The organism is Megasphaera geminata F0357 (genome assembly GCF_000239275.1).
Lineage (GTDB): Bacteria > Bacillota > Negativicutes > Veillonellales > Megasphaeraceae > Megasphaera > Megasphaera geminata.
This window is the reverse complement of record NZ_JH417572.1, coordinates 49,576-65,254: the sequence shown is the minus strand read 5'-3', so window position 1 is coordinate 65,254 and position 15,679 is coordinate 49,576. Positions and strand designations below refer to the sequence as shown.

19 protein-coding genes are annotated in these 15,679 nt (G+C 46.2%); 12 read left to right on the top strand and 7 right to left on the bottom strand.

Translation table 11 applies throughout. From position 1 onward, the window contains the following. The first annotated feature begins 4 nt into the window (after positions 1 to 4). Both HMPREF0080_RS10510 and HMPREF0080_RS02465 read left to right on the top strand, forming a co-directional pair. A complete protein-coding gene (locus HMPREF0080_RS10510) occupies positions 5 to 382 on the top strand; it encodes an amino acid permease (protein WP_006789591.1) in 378 nt (125 codons plus the stop codon). A 72-nt stretch (positions 383 to 454) separates the two neighbouring features. After that, positions 455 to 1,627 carry a pyridoxal phosphate-dependent aminotransferase gene (locus tag HMPREF0080_RS02465; RefSeq protein WP_006789590.1) on the top strand — a complete coding sequence of 391 codons (1,173 nt, stop codon included), beginning with the start codon at positions 455 to 457 and terminating at the stop codon, positions 1,625 to 1,627. Between the two features lie 203 nt (positions 1,628 to 1,830). Here the strand turns inward: HMPREF0080_RS02465 and HMPREF0080_RS10505 are convergent, their stop codons facing one another. The 6 genes from HMPREF0080_RS10505 to HMPREF0080_RS02445 all read right to left on the bottom strand — a co-directional run bounded on the left by HMPREF0080_RS10505 (position 1,831) and on the right by HMPREF0080_RS02445 (position 4,370). Continuing rightward, positions 1,831 to 2,259, bottom strand: coding sequence for a S66 peptidase family protein (locus tag HMPREF0080_RS10505; protein WP_245527194.1), 429 nt, complete (start codon positions 2,257 to 2,259; stop codon positions 1,831 to 1,833). Between the two features lie 47 nt (positions 2,260 to 2,306). Next, on the bottom strand, positions 2,307 to 2,849 hold the full coding sequence (locus tag HMPREF0080_RS10500) for an LD-carboxypeptidase (protein ID WP_006789587.1): 543 nt from the start codon (positions 2,847 to 2,849) through the stop codon (positions 2,307 to 2,309). A gap of 68 nt (positions 2,850 to 2,917) precedes the next feature. Beyond that, a complete protein-coding gene (locus HMPREF0080_RS02455; RefSeq protein ID WP_245527198.1) occupies positions 2,918 to 3,355 on the bottom strand; it encodes a hemerythrin domain-containing protein in 438 nt (145 codons plus the stop codon). 165 nt (positions 3,356 to 3,520) lie between these two features. Then, complete coding sequence (locus HMPREF0080_RS09875) at positions 3,521 to 3,877, bottom strand: hypothetical protein (protein ID WP_006789584.1); 357 nt, start codon at positions 3,875 to 3,877, stop codon at positions 3,521 to 3,523. Then, the gene (locus tag HMPREF0080_RS09870; protein ID WP_006789583.1) at positions 3,874 to 4,113 is read right to left on the bottom strand and encodes a hypothetical protein; all 240 of its coding nucleotides are present in this window, start codon (positions 4,111 to 4,113) and stop codon (positions 3,874 to 3,876) included. The genes HMPREF0080_RS09875 and HMPREF0080_RS09870 overlap by 4 nt, the downstream gene beginning before the upstream one ends. 11 nt (positions 4,114 to 4,124) lie before the next feature. Then, the gene (locus tag HMPREF0080_RS02445) at positions 4,125 to 4,370 is read right to left on the bottom strand and encodes a DUF1858 domain-containing protein (protein WP_050808805.1); all 246 of its coding nucleotides are present in this window, start codon (positions 4,368 to 4,370) and stop codon (positions 4,125 to 4,127) included. Positions 4,371 to 4,806: 436 nt separating this feature from the next. Between HMPREF0080_RS02445 and HMPREF0080_RS02440 the strand changes: the two genes are divergently transcribed. The 6 genes from HMPREF0080_RS02440 (at position 4,807) to HMPREF0080_RS02420 (ending at position 10,187) form a co-directional block, all read left to right on the top strand. Beyond that, on the top strand, positions 4,807 to 5,235 hold the full coding sequence (locus HMPREF0080_RS02440; RefSeq protein ID WP_006789581.1) for an RrF2 family transcriptional regulator: 429 nt from the start codon (positions 4,807 to 4,809) through the stop codon (positions 5,233 to 5,235). 2 nt (positions 5,236 to 5,237) lie between these two features. Further along, the gene (locus HMPREF0080_RS09865; RefSeq protein ID WP_006789580.1) at positions 5,238 to 6,395 is read left to right on the top strand and encodes an acyl-CoA dehydrogenase; all 1,158 of its coding nucleotides are present in this window, start codon (positions 5,238 to 5,240) and stop codon (positions 6,393 to 6,395) included. Further along, entirely contained in the window at positions 6,322 to 7,149 is an 828-nt protein-coding gene (locus HMPREF0080_RS11490) for an FAD-binding protein (protein WP_172633469.1), read from the top strand. Before HMPREF0080_RS09865 ends, HMPREF0080_RS11490 begins: the two co-directional genes overlap by 74 nt. A gap of 28 nt (positions 7,150 to 7,177) precedes the next feature. Further along, positions 7,178 to 8,251, top strand: coding sequence for an FprA family A-type flavoprotein (locus tag HMPREF0080_RS02425; RefSeq protein WP_216436676.1), 1,074 nt, complete (start codon positions 7,178 to 7,180; stop codon positions 8,249 to 8,251). Then, entirely contained in the window at positions 8,251 to 8,394 is a 144-nt protein-coding gene (locus tag HMPREF0080_RS10170) for a hypothetical protein (RefSeq protein WP_006789577.1), read from the top strand. The genes HMPREF0080_RS02425 and HMPREF0080_RS10170 overlap by 1 nt, the downstream gene beginning before the upstream one ends. Before the next feature lie 314 nt (positions 8,395 to 8,708). Then, positions 8,709 to 10,187, top strand: a complete 1,479-nt coding sequence (locus tag HMPREF0080_RS02420; protein ID WP_006789575.1) for an APC family permease — start codon at positions 8,709 to 8,711, stop codon at positions 10,185 to 10,187. Between the two features lie 68 nt (positions 10,188 to 10,255). On the opposite strand, the gene HMPREF0080_RS02415 is transcribed toward HMPREF0080_RS02420, so the two are convergent. Further along, positions 10,256 to 11,164, bottom strand: a complete 909-nt coding sequence (locus tag HMPREF0080_RS02415; RefSeq protein ID WP_006789574.1) for a selenium metabolism-associated LysR family transcriptional regulator — start codon at positions 11,162 to 11,164, stop codon at positions 10,256 to 10,258. A gap of 207 nt (positions 11,165 to 11,371) precedes the next feature. On the opposite strand from HMPREF0080_RS02415, the gene HMPREF0080_RS02410 reads away from it, so the two are divergent. The 4 genes from HMPREF0080_RS02410 to HMPREF0080_RS02395 all read left to right on the top strand — a co-directional run bounded on the left by HMPREF0080_RS02410 (position 11,372) and on the right by HMPREF0080_RS02395 (position 15,668). Further along, entirely contained in the window at positions 11,372 to 12,145 is a 774-nt protein-coding gene (locus HMPREF0080_RS02410) for an acyl-CoA dehydratase activase (RefSeq protein ID WP_006789572.1), read from the top strand. Positions 12,146 to 12,462: 317 nt separating this feature from the next. After that, positions 12,463 to 13,614, top strand: coding sequence for a double-cubane-cluster-containing anaerobic reductase (locus HMPREF0080_RS02405; protein ID WP_006789570.1), 1,152 nt, complete (start codon positions 12,463 to 12,465; stop codon positions 13,612 to 13,614). A gap of 89 nt (positions 13,615 to 13,703) precedes the next feature. Then, the gene (locus HMPREF0080_RS02400; protein ID WP_040346938.1) at positions 13,704 to 14,792 is read left to right on the top strand and encodes a uroporphyrinogen decarboxylase family protein; all 1,089 of its coding nucleotides are present in this window, start codon (positions 13,704 to 13,706) and stop codon (positions 14,790 to 14,792) included. Further along, on the top strand, positions 14,793 to 15,668 hold the full coding sequence (locus HMPREF0080_RS02395; RefSeq protein ID WP_006789568.1) for a uroporphyrinogen decarboxylase family protein: 876 nt from the start codon (positions 14,793 to 14,795) through the stop codon (positions 15,666 to 15,668). The last annotated feature ends 11 nt before the right edge of the window (positions 15,669 to 15,679 follow it).

Below are 15,679 nucleotides of genomic sequence, written 5' to 3'. Positions count from 1 at the left end.
GTGTATGTTGATCGGAGTTGTCCTCAACTACTTCCTGCCGGCATCTATCTTTGAAATCATTACGTCCGTCAGCGCTTTTGCCTGCATGGTAACGTGGATGATGATCCTTTTCTGCCAGATGAGTTTCCGTAAAAAAGTTAAAGCGGAAGGCACGATTTCTAAAATCCGCTATAAAATGCCTTTCTCTCCGTATTCCAATTATCTTACGTTAGCGTTTTTCGCAGTTGTTCTCGTTTCGGCTATGTTCAATGCCAACACGCGTATCGGCATTATTGCAACGGTTATTTGGCTTATAGCGCTTGTTATCATGTATTACATTGTCGGCTTTAATAAACAGGCGGAAAAGGTTGAATTCAAACGCTATGAAAGTGATGACGTTTAAGTGAAACGTTAAGTAAGGCAGGAGTTTGATTTTTATATCTGAAATTAATGCTGATGAAAAGGGGTGTTTTACATGAATTGGGATAATTTTATTGCTCCGAATGTAAAAGAAATTAAACCGTCGGGAATTCGTAAGTTCTTTGATATTGCCAATCAGATTGAAGGTGTTCTTTCCCTCAGTATCGGTGAACCGGATTTCGCGGCACCTGAAAAGATCAGGCAGGCCATGATCGACAGTATCAATGAAAAAAAGACAAGCTATACGGGCAATTCGGGGCTTCCCGAGTTGAGGGAAGCCATTTCCGAATATTTCGATACTCATTACGGCGTGAAATATGACCCGGTTAATGAAATTATCGTAACGGTGGGTGTTTCCGAGGGGTTGGCCATGGCTCTTTCGGCCTTTGTTTCTTCCGGTGATGAAGTTCTTATTCCGGATCCGGCATATGTCGCCTATCCGGCGAGTGTTCAACTGGCAGGCGGCACACCTGTTATGGTGCCGACCTATCCGGAGCACGATTTCAAACTGTCCGCGGAAGCGCTGGAAAAAGTTGTTACACCGAAGACAAAGGCTCTTGTTATCGGCTACCCGAACAATCCGACCGGGACGGTAATGACGGCGGAAGAGTTAGTGCCTATTGCAGAATTTGTAAAGAAGCATGATCTTATTGTTTTAGCAGATGAAATTTATTGCGAACTCGTCTATGCGGGGACGAAGTTTACGACTTTCTCCAAATTACCGGATATGAGAGAACGTACGATCGTTTTCAACGGCTTCTCCAAAGCGTGGGCAATGACGGGGATGCGGCTCGGTTATGTATGCGCGCCGAAAGAGGCGATTGAACCGATTTTGAAGCTCCATCAATATGCGATTATGTCAGCTAATACGCAGGCGCAGTACGGCGGGATCACGGCGTTGAAAAGCTGTGCGGAAGAAGTGGAAGAAATGCGCCGATCTTACGATGAGCGGCGTAAGGTCATTTATCAGGGCCTGAGAGATATCGGGTTACCTGTATTCGAACCGAAGGGAGCTTTTTATATCTTCCCCGATATTCGTTGCACCGGCATGAGTTCTTCCGATTTCTGCGAAAAGCTTGTCCAGGAAGAAAAAGTCGCTGTCGTTCCCGGATCGGCCTTCGGTGATTGCGGTGAAGGGTTTGTGCGTATTTCCTATGCGTCGAGCATGGAAAATATTAAAGAGAGCCTTGTTCGTATGGGACGGTTTGTCAATAAATATAAAAAGTAAATAATTACAAGAGGCGCTGTAGCAAAACAGTGCCGGAACGACAACCGAGCCGGATCCGAAAGGTGTGCGGACGTGTGCCGTAAATACAAAGAGCCGGGTATTCTCAAGGGGGCAAACCCAGAGAATACCCGGTTTACTTGTTTGGAAGAGACTGTCGGGAAATAAGGTGGAATTTTATTCGGCAATAGCGGGTTATAGCACGTTTATGTATGCAATGCCGGTTCGATAAAGGCCAGCGTTGCATTTTCTTTATCGCTCTGAAGGAGGGCTTTCGTACCTAGCGGAAGAGTTGCGTTTTCGGTGCCGTGACCGACAGGAAGGCCTTTAATTGCCGGTTTGCCGGCCAAGGCGGCATAGTAGGCAAGTATTTCTTCCGTCGTAAAATCACCCGGGTCGGCAGGGCAGTTGATAAAGTTTCCGTACGCAATGGCTTCGACGTCTTGTAAGAGGCCGCTCTGCCATAACTGATTAAGCATCCGATCAATTTTATAAGACGGCTCGTTCACGTCTTCTAAAACGAGTATTTTTCCCTTTCCCTGCAGTGCGTAAGGCGTACCTGCCAGTGACGCAATGATGGAAAGATTACCGCCGGCAAGTATGCCTGTCGCGGTGCCGGGGATGAGCGCAGTCAACTTGCACCCCTCCGGCAAAGAAAGAGTTCCTAACGGCTGTGAAGCGGTCAGGGCTTTTTTGAAAGAATGCCATGTGTAATCGTTTTTGTCGATGCCTGAAAGCGTATTGGCCATGGGTCCGTGAAATGTGATAATTTTACTTCCAGTGCAATATGCAGGGCCGTAGTGTCGCTGAAGCCGATGAAAGGCTTGGCATGAGTCCGTATCATGTCATAATCGAGTTTGTCGAGAATTCGAGCTGAGCCGTAGCCGCCGTCGAAACAAAGGATAGCTGTTACGGAGTCATCGGCAAAGAGCTCGTTCAGATCCCCGGCGCGTTCCGCGTCCGTTCCTGAAAAATAGCCGTATCGCTTGGTTACGGTCGGCATTACTTTGACAGAAAACCCTTCTTCGCCGAGGCGCTGTTTCAGTGCCGGTATATCAATATCCTCTGCGGCTGTCGCAGTCCCGGTGATACCGATACAATCTCCGCGATGCAATGCTTTTCCCGTCGTGAAGGAAGGTACGGCCGCTGCGGTTACGGAAAAACCCGCTGTCATAGTAAAAAGAAGCGCCGCCGCGACGGCCTTTATGAAAGATGAATGTGTCATAACCGGGCCTTTCTTTGTGCAAAAAGGTATACCTTGGACGGTACACCTTTATCATATCATAAGGCCGTTTATTGTTCGGACGGCGCCGGAACATAGCCGAGAGCATTATATTTTTCTTCCATACGGGCGAGAAAGTCGAGATATTTTTTCACAATACCGGTCTTTTCGTTTTCTGCCGCCAGGTTACGTACTTCATTGTTTATTTTTTCTTTGATTTCGTCAGGCAATTCGCGGTCGGCAAAGGGGTAGACAACATTATTTTCTTTTTCTACATGAACCTGCAGGCGATTTGCATAAGCCATCATTTCCGTGATGATATCAAGCTTATATTCCGTACGGGGATCTTCGGCGTAGAGTTTCAACGCTTCATCAACTCCGCGTGTATGCGCCCGGACAAGATCGTGTTCGACGAGCATACCGTGCGTAATAATCGTATTTGCCAATTCCCCCATATGCTCAACCATTTCGGGGAAGAGTACATGTTCTTCTTTCTGATGATGATTAATGTCCGCATAGTTGCGGATGAAGTCGATGATGCCGACAATATCCAGCCGTTGACTTCGGCGCCGTAAAAATCACAACAGCACATATTACGTATTACCCTGAGCATACGGGAAATATTGGCATGTTCTTCGACCATAACGTCTGTAGCGTACATAGTAACACCTCGTTTATATTTTAGTTGCTGATTTCGTAATTATTGTCGCCCGTTGCTGTAAAGGACAGTGTACTGCCGGCAAGCAGCCCTTGATTAAGGCGGCCCGCAAATCGTAATAATACGTGCCGTTGCCGTTCCAGAACTGGCTGTGCAAGTCCTGCGTTTCTTCCCAGATAACCTTATCGGGATTGCTTTCAATAACCTTCATGACCTGGTCGCAGGGCATGCCGTTAAGAAGTATATTGTCCAACTGGTGGAATGCTTCGGGGGCTGTAGCGGGAACTTCTGTCTGCCTGCTCCTGCCGAAGTCGAAAACCACTTGTTTTAAAGCATCCAATCGATTTGTGTCGGCACTTGTAAGCTTGGTCACAAGGGCTGCGTAACGACCTTCGCCGTCATGGATACGATTTGCGGGCCGCCGTGAATATTTGCTCCGTCAACGGCTTCGGATAACTCACGGCGATCGGCTGCAGTATATGTTGCCGCTTCGTCAGCCGTGAGCCAGTTGTTATTTACGGCATATGCAGCGATGGCATCAAGCAAATCTTCCTGAAAAAGGATTTTATTATATAACCAGAAATGAATAGGTCCTAAGTATGCGCTCATACTATTGCCTCCTATTGTTTATTAGCCTGAATGGCTACGTTTACGGCTGTTGTGATTTTTTCCGGATCAAGGCCATGCACCATGCAGGCATTGGCGAGGCTTTCTTTCTGAGACGAGGGGCACCCGAGGCAATGCATGCCTTGTGCAAGAAGCGTATCAACGACTTCCGGATGGAGACGAACAATATCACCGACGAGCATATCCTGTGTAACAGTATCATTCATATCTTCGAATTTTTTTAAAATAGATTTTAACATTATAATTTCCTCCTCTAAACAGCGTTGCAAGGTATTTGTATTTTTCTTTCTGTACACAGTATAGCGGAAGAAACATAGTGTTGCAGTTGTAAAAACAACAAATCCTTTTACAATACGTAAAAATCATAGATGATTCTTTGCTGAATTGAAAAGAATTGAAATAATATTTTTTTTGCCGGCTCGATGCAGATAAATATACACTGCTTAATTTTTTTTGGAAAATAATAGCCTGTTTTTGAATATTGATAGCAATATAATAAACACAATGATTTTTATAGACGTGATAATTATATATAGATGAAAAAGAGAGAGTAGATGATGTATAAAATTGCAAAAATACTTTGGATGAGTAATATTCACATTCTTGACCTTGCATATCCAGAATATTAAAATATAAACAAATAACGATTATTGAATAGGAAGCGATATCGTGTTGATGAATAAGAAATCTGACTATGCCCTTCGCATTATACGTTCCCTGCAGGACGGTAAGATGCGCATTGCTCCAACCTTAGCGAAAGAAGAACAAATTCCTCTGGCATTTGTTTATAAAATTTTAAAACAATTGTCGAAAGCCGGTATTGTCGGCTTGGAAAGAGGACCTAAAGGCGGCTGTTGTCTTCTCGTTAATTTGAATGAAGTCTCGTTATATGACCTCATTATTGCTATGGAGGAAAATGTACATGTAACAGGTTGTATGCGCAGTGATTATGACTGTGAATGGCAACGCGTTCACGGCCTCTGCCGCATTCACGGTAATTTACGTGCTATCCAGCGGGAAATTGAAAATAAGCTGCGTTCCATCAGCCTGATGAGTATTATAAACGATGTATATACCGGTGAGTGTAACGATAAGGAGGATTGATTATGTTATTTCAGACTACGGAAGCGCATGAAGCGCTTCGCAAAGAGGTTCGCGCCTTTGCAGAGGCGGAAGTGAAACCGATTGCCTTCGGACTTGACCAGAACAATGAATTTCCTGATGATGTGGTCAAGCAGATTGCAGGCAAAGGCTGGTTCGGCCTGCCTTATCCGAAAGAATATGGCGGTATGGGGCGGGATATTCTCGCTTATGCTATTGCCGTCGAAGAGTTGTCCCGTGTAGACGGGGGTGTCGGGGTAATTCTCTCCGCCCATGTATCTCTCGGTTCGTATCCGATTGCGGCCTTCGGTACTAAAGAACAGAAAAAGAAATATTTAACTCCCCTGGCCAAAGGTGAAAAACTCGGCGCGTTCGGACTGACCGAAGAAAACGCCGGATCGGATGCGGGCGGCACGGAGACGACGGCCGTCGACAGAGGCGATTATTATCTCTTAAACGGCGGTAAAATTTTTATTACGAACGCGCCGAAAGCGGATATTTATGTTGTCTTTGCCGTAACCACGCCGGATATCGGCACAAAGGGCATTTCCGCATTCATTGTGGAAAAAGGCTGGGCAGGATTTGAATTCGGAGATCACTATGATAAGCTCGGAATTCGGTCGTCCACTACGGCCGAGCTTATCTTTAATGATGTAAAAGTACCGAAAGAAAACCTCTTAGGCAAAGAAGGTCAAGGCTTCAAAATCGCTATGGCCACTTTGGACGGCGGCCGTATCGGCATTGCTTCTCAGGCCTTGGGGATCGGTCAGGGGGCGTATGAAAACGCTCTTGACTATGCTAAGGAACGCCATCAGTTCGGTGCGCCTATCGGTATTCATCAAGGTGTCTCTTTTAAACTCGCCGATATGGCGACGAAGCTTCGTGCGTCCCGTTATCTCGTTTATTCGGCTGCCGAGTTAAAAGAAAACCATGAGCCTTACGGTATGGAAGCGGCTATGGCGAAAATGTATGCTTCCGATTCGGCAATGGAAATTACGAATGATGCTTTGCAGATTTTCGGCGGTTCCGGCTTTCTCAAAGGCATGGACGTGGAACGCGCGTACAGAGATGCGAAGATCACGACCATTTATGAAGGGACCAACGAAATTCAGCGCCTCGTCATTGCGGCGCACCTGCTCGGCAGATTGGGGCATTCTAAATGAGAGCAGTCGCAGTACAGTCAAGAAGATATCTCCTGTTACCGGTATCCGTAAGGGTAAATTCTTTACGGAAGGCGATGCCAAGGCTAAAGTTTCCGAATTGGCGGCGGCTCTTGCTAAGGACGGCTATGATTTTTCCGTCGGCATTGCCCCGGATACCCCTATCGCTCAGGCGGAACGAGTTGTTTCTGCCGGTAAGGGTATCGGTGATAAGGAAAATATGAAGCTCATTGAAGATTTGGCACAGGCTGCCGGTGCGGCCATCGGCTCTTCCCGGCCCGTTGCGGAAACCTTGAAATATGTGCCCTTAAATCGTTATGTAGGCATGTCCGGTCAGAAATTTACGGGGAATCTCTATATTGCCTGCGGTATTTCAGGGGCCAAGCAACATCTCAGGGGCATTAAAGACGCGTCTACTATCGTAGCTATCAATAAAAATAAAAATGCGCCTATCTTCAAAAACTGCGACTACGGTATTGTCGGAGATGTTCGTGAAATTCTGCCCCTTTTGGCGGATGCTCTCGGCAGAGGGGAGAAGAAGCCGGCGCCGCCGATGGTTAAGATGAAACGACCCTTACCGCCGAAAGCGGAACCTATCGGGCCTTGTTATGTTTGCAACGGCTGCGGCTATGAATACGTTCCCGAATTAGGCGATGAAGATGCCGATATCGCTCCGGGCACGCTGTTCAGCGCTTTGCCGGAAGATTGGGTTTGCCCGGAATGCGCCGAAGAAAAGACAGGCTTTGTTAAAGAATAAATTATTACTGATGAAAGGAGTTTCTCCTATGTATTGCGTACGTAACATAACGGAAGATTTATATTGGGTCGGCGCCACAACGACCACAGGACACATTTGTTTGAACATACATCCCATTCCTCTCGGCGTCTCCTATAATGCCTACCTGTTAACGGATAAGAACACGGTCCTTTTCGATACGGTTGACTGGGGCGTATGTCGCCAGCTTCTGGAGAATATTGAGCACGTATTGGACGGCAGAGGATTGGATTATTTAGTTATTAACCACATGGAGCCCGATCACGGCGCCAGTATTGAAGAGATCCTGCTCCGTTATCCGAAGGTGAAGATTATCAGTACGGAAAAATCGTTCATGCTCATGCGGCAATTCGGGTTTTCCGTTGATAAACAGGAACTCATTGAAGTGAAAGAGGGGGATACGTTTTCCTTTGGCAAGCATAACGTTACCTTTGTAGAAGCGCCTATGGTTCATTGGCCGGAAGCGATGATTACCCTTGACCTGACAAACGGAGCTCTCTTTTCGGCTGACGCCTTCGGTTCCTTTATTGCTCTCGACGGGAAACTTTTTGCGGACGAAGTAAACTTTGACCGCGACTGGATCGACGAAGCGAGACGATATTATACAAATATTGTCGGAAAATACGGTCCTCATGTACAGCATCTTCTCGGCAAAGCCGCTGCGGTCCTGGATAAGATTAAATTTATCTGCCCCCTCCACGGGCCCGTCTGGAGAGCGGACTTTGAGTACCTCCTTGATAAATACCAGCATTGGAGTACGTATGAACCGGAAGAACAGGGCGTCTTTATTGTTTACGCGTCTATGTATGGCAATACGGAAGCGGCGGCACAGAAACTGGCAAGTCGTCTTTGTGAACAAAAAATGACCAATGTACGTGTTTGCGATGTATCGACGACACACGTATCGGATCTTATCTCGCTGGCATTTAAGTATTCTCACATTGTCCTGGCATCTGTAACATATAATCTCGGTATTTACCCGGTTATGCTGGATTTTCTTGAACACATGAAAGCCCTGCATGTACAGAAACGGACGATTGCCATCTTGGAAAACGGTTCGTGGGCCGTTAATCCGGAGATTTGATGCAGCAGTTTATTGATGATAACCTGAAAAACATGACCGTTCTCAATGAACGTGTAACTATGGCATCGACCTTACAGGAAGAAAAAGAAACTGAACTTGAAAGTACGGTACAGGCTATTCTTGATTCAATGGAAACAAGATAAAAAACTCCTAAGGGGAGCGGTTTCGGGAGACATCCTTTCGGAGCCGCTCCTTTTTATATAATGAAACTGTGCGGAATTTTTCGGCATAATGTTGTAATTTTACTGCCCGTTCGTTCTTTTTAGTATGATAAATTTATATATATAAGAAATATGATAAACAACAGTTAATGTGATTCGGCCTATCGGAAGAGAGTATACAAACATATGCGGAAAAGGTAAAATATAAAGACACCCGTAAGTTTATGAATAAAAAGAGTGTATTTTGCAATATGTAAACATACGGGAATGAATATGGCAGAGCCGAGGTATAGTGTATGTCACAGAAAAATTCTGAATTTAATAAAGTACTTAATTTATGGGATATATTGGTATTGGCCTTTGGGGCGATGATCGGGTGGGCCTGGGTTGTTTCGACAGGGGACTGGATTATGCAGGGGGGCGTACTGGGTGCCATGATAGGCTTCGTGTTGGGCGGCATCATGATTTTCTTTGTCGGTCTTGCCTATGCGGAGCTGACGACTGCAATGCCGCAAAACGGCGGTGAACACGTTTTCAGTTACAGGGCTCTCGGCAAGATAGGGTCATTTATTTGCACCTGGTCCATTATTTTCGGATATACTGGTGTCGTCTGCTTTGAAGCGTGCGCCTTGCCGACTATCTTTGCGTATTTGTATCCGGAATTTCTGCAATGGTACTTGTACAGTGTCGGCGGTTTTGATATTTATGCGACATGGCTGGTTTTGGCCATCAGCCTTGTCATCCTGATTACATATGTCAACATTGTCGGCGCCAAGACGGCGGCGATCTTGCAGACCGGCCTTACTTTAATCATCGGGGCGGTCGGCATTGTCCTCATCGCGGCAGCGGGGATTACAGGCCATGCAGCCAATTTGGAAGGGCAGTACTTTGTCGGGGCGACAACGACAGAGATGGTGAAGAACACCCTGGCCGTAGCCGTTATGACGCCTTTCTTTTTTATCGGGTTTAACGTTATTCCCCAGGCGGCTGAAGAGATTTCCGCATCTCTGAAAAATATCGGCCGTATTCTCGTGTTGTCCATTATTCTTGCAGTCGCTTTTTATTCTTTCGTCATAGGTGCCGTCGGGTATCTTATGAACAATGCCGATATTTCCTTGTCCATGCAAAGTGTCGGCGGTCTCGTTACGGCTGATGCCATGGCCAAGGCCTTTAACAGTGATATGATGGCGAAGGTCCTGATTGTCGGCGGTCTTTGCGGTATTATTACGAGCTGGAATTCCTTTCTTATCGGCGGCAGCCGTGCTATGTATTCCATGGCCTGTGCCAATATGATTCCGCCGGTTTTTGCTAAACTCCACCCGCGATATAAGACGCCTGTTAACGCGCTTTTCCTCTTGGGTGTTATTACGATAATCGCCGTTTTTTTCGGCAAGAAAATGCTGCTCTGGGTTGTTGATGCCGGCAATTTCGGATGTGTGCTGGCTTATTTTATCGTTTCCCTGTCCTTTCTGGTCTTGCGCATGAAGGAGCCGGATATGAAACGGCCCTATCGGGTAGGCCCCTATCGCTTTGTCGGCGTTATGGCGGTGTTCATGTCGGGCGTTATGCTTATTATGTACATCGTACCCGGATCGGGATCGGCTCTTTTACCGCAGGAATGGGCCATGGTTGTCGGATGGGTCTTCCTCGGCATAATCTTCGGAAGCTATTGTAAAATAAAGTATAAAGATAAGTTTGCCGATCATGTTTATTTTGTGAAGACAATTGAAATACAGCAGGAAGAATATGAGGCCGGCGACGAAACGGTGATGTAAAGCCGTGTACATATGCCGTGGTCATCACCATAAAAATAAGGCCTTTCCTCGGAAAGGCCTTATTTTTATCAGTCCTGTTTTTTCCAGCCGAGGGATTTGACATAGCTGATAAAGTGTTTTACATGGCTTGATTGAGTATCGTGTTTGTGGTACACCATATAGAGCTGGCGCAAGGCCAGTTTTTTCGGCAGGTTAAATTTGAGAAGGGTCCCTTCTTTAACCGCATTGGTGACTGCCGGTTCGGAAATGACCGAGACACCGTCATGATTAATAACGAGATTCTTGATCCCTTCGGGTTCGCTTAAATGAGCTGTTACATGTAATTTGTCGGGCGTGAGACGGAGCTTCTCAAAAATACTGTCAATATGGGCTTTACTGCCGCTGCCTTTATCGCGGAGAATCAAAGGATACTTCGAAAGGATCTGCAAAGCCGCGTCGTCTTGGGAGGCCATCTGACGGAAGACCGGTGAGTTCGGTGTGATGACTACCATGCGATCGAAGGCGACAGGAACGAATTCAAGCGCGTCTTCCTCCGTTTCCATACCGGTAAAGCCGACTTGGATCTGTCCCTTTAAAAGGGAGGCGACGACCTTTGAGCTTACGTCCTGATTAATCGTAAAGGGAATATCAGGGTAGAGTTTATGAAACCCCCGCAGAATTTGCGGGAGCAAATAGATGGACGGGATGGTGGACGCGCTGATAATAATTTCATGCGAATCTTCATGCTGCCATTTTGAGAGAAGATCGTCGCGTAATTTCAGCATGGATATCGCCATGCCGTAAAGCTCACGGCCTCGCGGCGTAATACGGATCTGTTTCGTAGTGCGGATAATCAGAGGTGTATCAAGCTGCCGCTCTAAAGCGCGGATATGCGTGCTGATAGACGGTTGTGACATATAGAGTACATGTGCCGCTTTAGTGAAGCTGCCGTATTTAATAACGGCAACAAATGATTCAAGTTGTTTTAATTCCATCATGACGGTGTTCCTTACTGAATATATAATGTACAAAATTACTTTCTTATCATAACATAATTTTCATTAAATAAACCAATAGATAAATTCTATGTATTAATAAACGGAGCATAAGTTTCTCTGAACATGACGTGACGCTTTACAAGTCATGTATAATGAAGAAAAGAGCAAACGGGATATCGGTATCCGTAAAAGGGGAGACGCTTTATAATGACATATTTAGGTATAGATATCGGCTCGACCTGCGCCAAGTCGGTGATCATGAATAAGGAACGGGGAATTTTGGACACGTTTGTTATTCCCACAGGCTGGAGCAGTTTGGAGGCACTTAAAGAAATTAAAGAAAAACTGCGTATTAAAGGTTATAATTTTGAGGATATGTACTGTATCTCCACAGGATATGGCCGTCAGGCCGTGGAAGGGGCCAAAAAACGCGTTACGGAGATTACATGCCATGCGAAGGGGGCCAGCGTCCTCTTCGGTGAAGACACGTTCAACATCGTCGATATAGGCGGACAGGATACAAAAGTTATTTCCTGCCACAAAGGAAAGGTTATGGAATTCTATATGAACGACAAGTGTTCCGCCGGTACCGGAAAATTTCTTGAAATCATGGCAAACAGGCTTAATGTGACACTGGCGGATCTGGACAGAATTGCCCGTGACCATACGGAACAATTGCAAATCAGCGCCATGTGTACGGTTTTTGCCGAATCGGAAATCGTTTCCCTTATCGGGCAGGGAACGTCAAAACCTAATATTGCCTGGGGTGTTTTACAGTCGGTCGTTAAGAAGGTACGACAGGAATATGCGAAACTCTCCGAGCAGGATCTGCCTATTTTCTTGACGGGCGGCCTTTGTGAAGATGTATATTTTCTTAAACTGCTGAGTGATTCTTTCGGCAGGAAAGTCTGTTCCGATCCGAAGGCGCGCTTTGCCGGCGCCATCGGTGCGGCGGTCCTTGCCGCAGAAGCGGACGGATAAAATCAGATAAAGCAAAAAACATCGCCTCGTAACAGGCGGTGTTTTTTTTGCTTTAATAATGCGGTTATCTCTGCGTTTGTATTGTACTTTCATGTTTCATTGTTTGTATATGGCGGTATTTGAACCTCTTCTGAATGATAAAGACAATTTCTGTGAAGTGGTTGCAAAGCTCTGTAAGTTATTTCTGCCTCATAGTATAAACACATGGTTTTGAATGAGAACATAGAAAAAAGGAATACTAAAGAAAGAGTAATACATATTAGCCCGTATGAAAAGTCTGCCCTATAATTAAAGTAAATACTGAAAAGAGGGGTACTATGGAACTTGTAAAAGATTTACCTGAAGTATTTGAAGAATTTGCGGAACAGCGTAAGAATTCTTTTCTCGCCGTGAAAGAAGCTAAAGATAAAGGCATCCCTATTGTCGGTTCGTATTGCACGTATTTTCCGAAAGAACTGCCGATGGCTATGGGGGCCGCAACGGTCAGTCTCTGTTCCATGTCGGACGAAACGATTGAAGTGGCTGAACGGGATCTGCCGAAAAACCTCTGTCCGCTCATTAAAGCGAGTTACGGCTTTGCCAAGACCGATAAATGTCCGTATTTTTATTTCTCCGATCTCATTGTCGGCGAAATGACGTGTGACGGTAAAAAGAAGATGTACGAAATGATGGGTCAGTTCAAAGACGTATACGTTATGGAGATGCCTCAGTCACAGGATGAGCGGGGGCAGAAATTCTGGAGAGAGTCGATTCTCCTGTTGAAGGAAAAGCTGGAAGAGAAGTTCGGCGTCACCATTACGGAAGAAAATATACGAGAAGCCGTTCATACGGAAAATGAAGTGCGCAAAGCTTTACAGGGACTTTATCATGTCATGAAGCATGACCCGGCTCCGATTATGGGATACGATCTCTTTAAGGTCCTTTACGGAAGTACGTTCAAGCTGGACCGGAGTATTCTGCCCGAGGAAATCAAAGCTATGACGGAAAAGATAGAAGCCGACTACGGTGCCGGCAAACACATCGATAAACGTCCGCGTATTCTTATTACGGGCTGTCCTATGGGCGGCGCGACGGAAAAAGTGATTCAGGCGATCGAAGATAACGGCGGCGTTGTTGTGGGCTATGAAAACTGTTCCGGAGCCAAAGCCATTGAACGGCTTGTTGAGGAAGATACGGAGGATATTTACGGTGCGATCGGTGAACGCTATCTCGGCATCGGCTGTTCGGTCATGTCGCCGAATAAGAACCGCTTTGAACTTCTCGACTCGATGATTGACGAATATAAAATCGACGGTGTCGTCGAAATGGTCTTGCAGGCATGTCATACGTACAGTGTTGAATCAAAACAAATTCATCGTTTCGTGACGGAAAAAAAGGAAATTCCCTATATTTACATTGAAACGGATTATTCCAGGACCGATGTCGGTCAGCTCAATACACGTTTGGCGGCGTTTATTGAAATGCTTTAATAAGATTGTAGCGGCTTGTATCCCCGGGGACGGAGAGAATGGGATATGCAAGGAAGTTGAAGGCCTGGCGAGAAAAAGGAGAGTATAACATGGAATTAATTAAGACGGAAATGGCTCCGAAAGAACGACTTACAAAGTATATGGACGGCGAAGAAGTTGACCGCATTCCGACCATTCTCAGTTCCGGGGAGACGAGCCCGATTACATACGGTATTCAAAATAAAGATTACTATTTTGATGCGGATCTGATGGTTGAAGTGGAATCTCATTTGGCTGAAGATTTCGGCGCCGACAACATGGGCATGGGTATCGGGCTTCGCGGTGTGGCTGAAGCCTTGGGTGTTCCTTTGGCATTTCCGTTGAACAACGTTTCGCATGTAGACGGGCCGGCAATACAGTCATATGATGAGCTGGACGGCAGAAAAATCGTCGATATCCACAAAGACGGCCGTCTTCCTATTATGCTGGAAGCATTTAAACGCCTTCAGGATAAATGGGGAGATACTTATATTATCGATACGGGAATGGGCGCATGTTTCACCCTGGCTGCCTTTCTCATCGGTACGGAAAAATTCCTTAAAGATATGATCAAGAAGCCGGAAGAGACGGAAAAGCTGCTCCAATACGCTAACGATAATATTTATGCCTGCTGCGAACAGCTCTATAAGGAAACGGGGATCAAATCTTCTCTGGCTGAACCGATTATCGCCCGCAATCTTCTGGCCCCGCGCCTTTTCAAGAAGTATGCCGTTCCTTACATGGGACAACTGATTCAGCGTCTGACCGATCTTTACGGCGAAGCTCCGGGGCTGCATGTTTGCGGCTCCACACATGACCGTTGGGAAGATTTTGTGAACTGGGGTATTTCGTCTTTTTCCGTCGACAACTGCGAAAACATGGAAGACCTTAAAAATCTTTACGGCGATAAAGTTGCCGTTGTCGGCAATATCGATCCTGTCGATCTTCTTCGTAACGGCACGCCCGAAGATATGAAAAACGAAGTCATCCGCTGTCTGCGTGAAGCCGGGGACACCCCGAAAGGATTTATCCTTACGCCCGGCTGCACGACACCCATCGGCACGCCGAAAGAAAATGTCGTCGCTATTATGAATAATGCGACGATTTACGGTAAAGGTGCTAAGATGGGACGGATGCCTAAAGGAATGGAGCTGGCATAAATGGCTGAAATTAAAGACTATCCCTGCAGTTACGGAACGAAGGAAGATTCCATAGTTTCCCTCGTTCAAAAATGCGGCCTGGCTATCCCCGATGTCTATAGAAACGGCGCCGATATGGTTACTCTGGCTCGCGCCGTGAAAGCCGAACTCAATGATAAAGTTGTCTATCTGCCTTTCGATCATGTCGTCGAAGCGGAAGCGCTCGGCGCGTCTGTCAACTACGGCAGTGCACAGGTGGGCCCGCGCAGCAACGGGTATGTCTGCACGAGACTTGAAGAAATTTCCGCACTGCCCGATCTTGATGTTACGAAGGGGCGCATGGCTGAAGTATTACAGGCCTGCCGAATCCTGGCAGATGAGGGTGAGACAGTTATTCTTGAAGTTGTCGGTCCCGTGACTGTTCTGAACAGTCTCATTGATTTGAAGGAAGTTTTTAAGGGGATGCGCCGTAAGCCCGACCTGATGAATCAGATCTTCGACAAGATAGAACGGAATTTGCAAACCTATATCAAGGCCGCCGTTGATACAGGCGTGAAAATTATCAGCTACGGTGATGCCGTGGCGACGGTTACTATTATGGGACCGAAAATACTGACGGATTATACTGTAAACAGGGTAGCACCGTTCCTTAAAGTCCTTGAAGCAACGGTAGAGCATAAGGCGCTGTTCCTCCTTTGCCCGAAAACGGCTTTTGCTCTTACCGGTACAGAAACGGGTATCTATGAACCTCTCGGTGTAACGGACAGGAGTACATTGACCTATGAAGACGGGTGGCTGTATGCTGTCGGCAAAGCCGGATTTATGGGCCAAATGTGTATTAAAAATGCGAAATCCACTGTAAATGCGAATAAAATCTTAAAAATTACATTGCAATAAGAAAGGAGCAT